Raw genomic sequence first — 5,113 nt, forward strand, 5'->3', positions numbered from 1 at the left:
GCAAGCTCCCGCCGCACAAGCGCGCCCTCGTCGCTCTCACCTACCTGCGCAAGCACGACACTCTCGCGCAGATCGCCGCCGGGTTCGGCATATCCGTAGGCACCGCCCACGCCTACACGACCGCCGTCGTGCGGCTCCTCGCCGACCGGGCGCCGGGCCTGCTCAAGACCCTGCGCGAGCACGACCCGGACTACGTGCTCCTGGACGGCACCCTCAGCGAGTGCGACCGCCTGGGCGACGGACGCGCCGATTACTCCCACAAGCACCGGCGCCACGGCGTGAACGTGCAGGTCGTCACCGATCCCGAAGGCCAGCTTCTGTGGATCTCGCCGGCCTTGCCGGGTCGCGCTCACGATCTGACCGCCGCACGCACCCACCGCATCATCCGAATCTGCGAACGCCAGGGTGTCCCGATCGTCGCCGACCGCGCCTACATCGGCGCCGGCTCCTGGGTCACCACCGCCATCCGCCGGCCGCCCAATGGCGAACTGTCACCGACCGAACGGACGCTGAACCGGGCACTCGCCCAGGCCCGCGCTCCTGTCGAACGAGGCGTCGCCCGCCTGAAGTCCTGGCGGATCTTCCGCCGGAGCCGCTGCAGCCCGAACCGCATGACGGACATCGCCGCCGCGGTCCTCACCCTGGAGAGGCAACGCTGAAAAGGCTCACGGAATCGTGTTACCAGCTCTTATGGCGTCAGCGACACACTGCTGGTCAATCCCCACCACGACCGACAGCCTACCGAACCAGCCAAATGAGATGACGTCTTACAGGTTCTCGACCGGGCAGGTTCCGGTGCTTCGTCTTGGTGCCGGCGCAAGGCCGCAACGCAACGAGGCCAGGCGCCGGGCCGCGGCCACGCGGACGGCCACGTCGCTGACGAGGGTGATCTCGCGCCCTGCCTGCGCCGCAGGCCGGGGCCTCAGGCGGCGAACGGGTCGGTGCGGGCGGGCAACTGCTGCCCCGGGGGCAGGAACCGCTGGCCGCCCTGTTCGTCGCGCACCGCGAGGAACCCGGCGTCCGTCAGCCGCTGTGCGATCTTCCCGCGGCGGATCGCGCCCACCTTGAACGCCACGGTGCAGAGCAGCGCGACCGCCCCGCCGGAGGCGACCGCTTCGACCGGCGACCTGTCGACAAGCAGGAGGACGGTCAGGACCGCGCAGGCGAGGTAGACCTTCGCCTTCTGGCTCCGGTCGGCGACGTACAGGGCCATGACGTCGAAGGTGATGAGGTCCTTCAGCACGGCCACGGCAGCGACCGCTTCGGGGAGCGGCTTCAGCGAGCCCCGCTCCAGCCCCGGCACGCTCCCGCCGTTGCCCGCCTGCGGATGGGCGGCGATGGTGGCCGCCTCGCGGACGCGCGCGTCGGGCCGCGGGTTGCGGTACATCCGGACCTGGACGAGCGAGTTCTTGAACCCGGTCCTGTACGCCATGCCGTACGTGTAGCCGAACTGCTCCGCCACATGCGCCAGGGCGGCCGCCTTCCGCGTGGAGCCCTGGGGGGCGATCTCGACGATGTCCTGCTGACGGGCGATCTGCTGGAGCATCCCCGCTATGTGACGTTCTACCGACATCCTGTTCCCCACCCCCCGGGACCCCGCGCCTGGGGCCGACCGGCGCACAGCCTAGTAGCGCTGGTTCATGTTCTTCACGACCAGGCCCTCGACGCCAAAGACGTCCGTCCAGTCCTCCAGCCACTGCGGGCCCTGACCGGGCTCGGTGGTCCTCGGGTACAGCGTCCACGGTGTGGTCAGTGTGCGGGTGGCGAAGAGGACCTCCAGTCGCCGGCGGCGCTGGGCGTAAGGCAGGGCCAACAGCTCGATGCCGTCGATCTGCAGGGCGTCAAAAGCGATGAAGAACGCCGGGGTCTTCACCGCGAGCGCGGTGGTGATGCGGCCTCGGGTGGCGGCCCTGCGCTAGCGGTGGTTTGTTGACGGCGGGTCAGCGTCGGGGTAGGCCGGTAGAGAGAAAGTCGCCATTCGCTGCTGGGGGTTGTGATGACCCGTCGTCTGCCGTACCCGCCGGCTCCTGGCCCGCTGGAAGCCTACGCCGCACGCTTCGATGACCTGCTCTCCACGCTGGCCCAGCGACGCGGGTTCCGTGAGTACCTCGCCGGGCTGCTGCTGCCGCGGGACCGCAACAAGACCCTGACCTGCCTGGCCGGCGCCGAGCCCGTGGCCGGAGCCCAGCACCCGGCGGTGCAGCGGCTGCAGTTCGTCCTCTCCGAGTCGACCTGGGACCACGAGCAGATCAACGCCCGCCGGGTGGAACTGCTGCTCGCCGACCCGGCGACCGAGCCGCACGCGGGCGGGGTACTGGTGATCGACGACTCGGGTGACCGCAAGGACGGGACCGCGACCGCGCATGTCGGGCGGCAGTGGCTGGGCCGACTGGGCAAGACCGACAACGGCATCGTCACCGTGACGACCTGCTGGGCCGACGAGAGCGTCTACTACCCGCTCCACGCGGTGCCCTACAGCCCCGCCCGTCACTTCCCCGCCGGCAAGAGCGACCCCGGCTTCCGCACGAAACTGCAGATCGCAGCCGAACTCGCCCGCACCGCCAAGACTGCCGGGGTGGCCTTCCGGGCCGTGGCCGCCGACTGCGCCTACGGCGACCAGGACGGCTTCCGCCGGCAACTCGGCGAGGCGGGTCTGCCGTCCGTCATGGCCCTCAAGCCGAGCCACGGCACGTGGGCCTACGGCAAGGATGCCTACACCCCCGTCGACGCCGCACGCGCACTGACCTGGACCAATCCCGAGCATCCCGGGGACTGGACCGCGGTTGAGCGGACATTCCGCAACGGGCACACCGAGACCTGGTGGGCCGCCGACGCCCACCTCGGCTGGTGGGGTCCGGACGGAAACGTCCGCCTGGTCGTGGCCACCACCGACCCGGCCATCCTGCCCGCGCAGGCAACTTGGTACCTGGCCACCGACCTGCCCCGCCCCGGCGGCCCCCGTGAGGCCGACAACCCTCATCCCGCCGCTGACCTGCACGAAGTCGTGCGGATCTACGGCATCCGGCACTGGATCGAGCAGAGCTACAAACAGGTCAAGGACGAACTCGGTGGGCCGATTTCCAGGTCCGTTCCGACACCGCCATCCGCCGCCACCAGACACTGGTCACCTGCGCGTTCTCGTTCTGCTGGGACACCTGGTTCGCTCATCCGCCGGACCGGGAACCCGCCCCCGTCCCTGCGCTCCCGCCCGCCCCGACGCCGCCGGGGCCGGCTGAGAGGGGGCCCAAGCAGACCCCACCAGCCCCAACCGGCCAGCTGGCCCAAGGCGATCCGAGCCGTCCGCGCCTGGCTCGCTCCCTGGACCAACCTCCAACGATGCTGGCGCACATGGACGAATGCACCCCCACCGCCCGAACTCCAAGCACTGATCAACGCCGTCGGCGCAGGCCACCCACTTGACCTCTACATCCCCGTCTAACAAACCACCGCTAGACCTTCTGGCTCTTCGCCAGAGCCTTCGACGCCTTAATGCGCTTGGGGTCCTCGACGTTCTGAGTCCCGGCGCCCTTGCTCGGAGTGATCTGCCATTCTCTGAGCTTCGCCGCGACCTGCTTGAGCTGCTGCGATTCCGGCGGCACGTCGATGAAGAACATGGATTCCTTGGCCGGCCTCATGTCACCGCCCCACTTCACCACGCCTCCGAGTTCCGCGAGGATGTCCCGGATCGCCGTGACCTGGTACGGGAAGAAGTTCCCCGTGGCTCCCAGCGGGTAGATCTCCGGATACAGCGCCAGTGCGGTTCCTGACAGGTGGTTGGACTCGAAGTCCGCCCTTACCTCGCGATCGGCGCGATATCCGACGATCTCGCCGCGCTCGCTCTCCAGCCGGGCGACGTCGTAGTGGAAACGCTGTGCCAGGTAGGCCAGGACGTTGCGGTGTCTCCCTTGCGCAGGACGACGGTCAGGCCGGTCCCCTGGATGTCGCAGGTGCCGGTGAACGAAGAGCGGGCGTTCGGGATGCTCCAGCCGTTCGCCGAGGCCGATCTGCGCCACTTGGTGTCCGCAGCGACGGCGGTGGCGGGAGCCAGCAGTGCGCCTCCGCCGGAGACCAGTGCGGCTCCGGCAGCGACGCCGGTGAGCTGCTTGAGTATGGTGCGACGCGAGAATTCGATGGTCATGAGGTCCCTTCGGGAATGTGTCGTGCCCGCCGGTACAGGAACGCGGCGGCACAGGTCAGGACGACGGCAAGACCAGCCGGCACGTAGACGAACGCGTTGATCGACGTGGAAATGTGCTCCACCGTCGAGCCGTCGGAATAGATGCAGGCGTTGCGAAGGGGCCAGTAGTCCTGCTTCAGGCTCGTCAACTGGGCGCCGGACGCGTTCGTGTCCTCGCACAGCTCCGGGAACGGCCCCCCCAGTGCGACGGAGAACCAGCCGTAGCAGTACACGGCCATAGCCGAGAAGCCGAAGATCAGGGCGAGAACAGCACAGATCTTGGGCAGCGAAATGGGCGGGTTCCTTAGCATGAGAACGATCACCAGGATGCACGCCGGTACAGCCGCCACACTAATGAGCAGGAGCAGGCCCATCAAAAGCGTCGGCATTGCGTCTCCTCCTCCTGATCCGGTTTCGCGGAATCGCGGAACCGTGTGGTTCTTCCTGTTTCCCGCGCCATGCGTTTGCCTGTGGCTGGGCAAGTTGCCCGGCCTGCCGCTTCCGGCGGGTGCGGGCGTCCGGGCCTGCTGTCATCCTGGGTGTGATGAAGTATGGGCATAGCTAAGCGTTGTCCCGTAAATGATCTACGACGTGTTCGCTGGCCTGCTCGTTCCTTCGTCACCCGGCGAGGGCGAGGTTGTGCAGGCGGGCGATGCCGAGCATGGCGTGGTGAACGCCGTCGCCTTTGAGGCGGCAGTCGCGGAGGATCTTCCAGGTCTTCATCCGGGCAAAGGCGTGCTCGACGCGGGCGCGGACCTTGCGGTGCGAGGTGTTGTGTTCCTCTCTCCATGCCTCGAGTTCGCTCTGGCCGGGTTCGCGACGGTGCGGGATGGCCAGACCGGTGCCCCGGTAGCCGCCGTCCGCGATGACCGTGGTCATGCCGACGGCGGCCTTCGCACCGGACAGCTCCCATGCCTTGCAGTCGTTGCGGTTGCC

General features: G+C 68.5%; 6 protein-coding genes and 1 pseudogene. 2 read left to right on the forward strand and 5 right to left on the reverse strand.

Going from position 1 to position 5,113, the window contains the following annotated elements; genetic code table 11:
• Positions 1 to 659, forward strand: a 659-nt coding sequence (locus IE185_RS32660) for a transposase family protein (protein WP_189716551.1), incomplete at its 5' end; no start/stop codon positions are given.
• Positions 660 to 922: 263 nt separating this feature from the next.
• Here IE185_RS32660 and IE185_RS32665 read toward each other — a convergent pair.
• The gene (locus tag IE185_RS32665; RefSeq protein WP_138899185.1) at positions 923 to 1,573 is read right to left on the reverse strand and encodes a hypothetical protein; all 651 of its coding nucleotides are present in this window, start codon (positions 1,571 to 1,573) and stop codon (positions 923 to 925) included.
• Between the two features lie 51 nt (positions 1,574 to 1,624).
• The gene (locus IE185_RS32670; RefSeq protein ID WP_229843858.1) at positions 1,625 to 1,873 is read right to left on the reverse strand and encodes an ATP-dependent DNA ligase; all 249 of its coding nucleotides are present in this window, start codon (positions 1,871 to 1,873) and stop codon (positions 1,625 to 1,627) included.
• A 123-nt stretch (positions 1,874 to 1,996) separates the two neighbouring features.
• On the opposite strand from IE185_RS32670, the pseudogene IE185_RS32675 reads away from it, so the two are divergent.
• Positions 1,997 to 3,420 (forward strand): annotated as a pseudogene (locus IE185_RS32675) (IS701 family transposase).
• A 29-nt stretch (positions 3,421 to 3,449) separates the two neighbouring features.
• On the opposite strand, the gene IE185_RS32680 reads toward IE185_RS32675, so the two are convergent.
• From IE185_RS32680 to IE185_RS32690, 3 genes are all read right to left on the reverse strand, one after another.
• A complete protein-coding gene (locus IE185_RS32680) occupies positions 3,450 to 4,013 on the reverse strand; it encodes a hypothetical protein (protein WP_138899477.1) in 564 nt (187 codons plus the stop codon).
• Positions 4,014 to 4,134: 121 nt separating this feature from the next.
• Positions 4,135 to 4,566, reverse strand: coding sequence for a hypothetical protein (locus tag IE185_RS32685; RefSeq protein WP_138899476.1), 432 nt, complete (start codon positions 4,564 to 4,566; stop codon positions 4,135 to 4,137).
• Positions 4,567 to 4,795: 229 nt separating this feature from the next.
• Positions 4,796 to 5,113, reverse strand: a 318-nt coding sequence (locus IE185_RS32690; RefSeq protein ID WP_189716553.1) for a transposase, incomplete at its 5' end; no start/stop codon positions are given.

The sequence above is a fragment of the Streptomyces chryseus genome, assembly GCF_014650755.1.
In the GTDB taxonomy this organism is placed as follows: domain Bacteria; phylum Actinomycetota; class Actinomycetes; order Streptomycetales; family Streptomycetaceae; genus Streptomyces; species Streptomyces chryseus.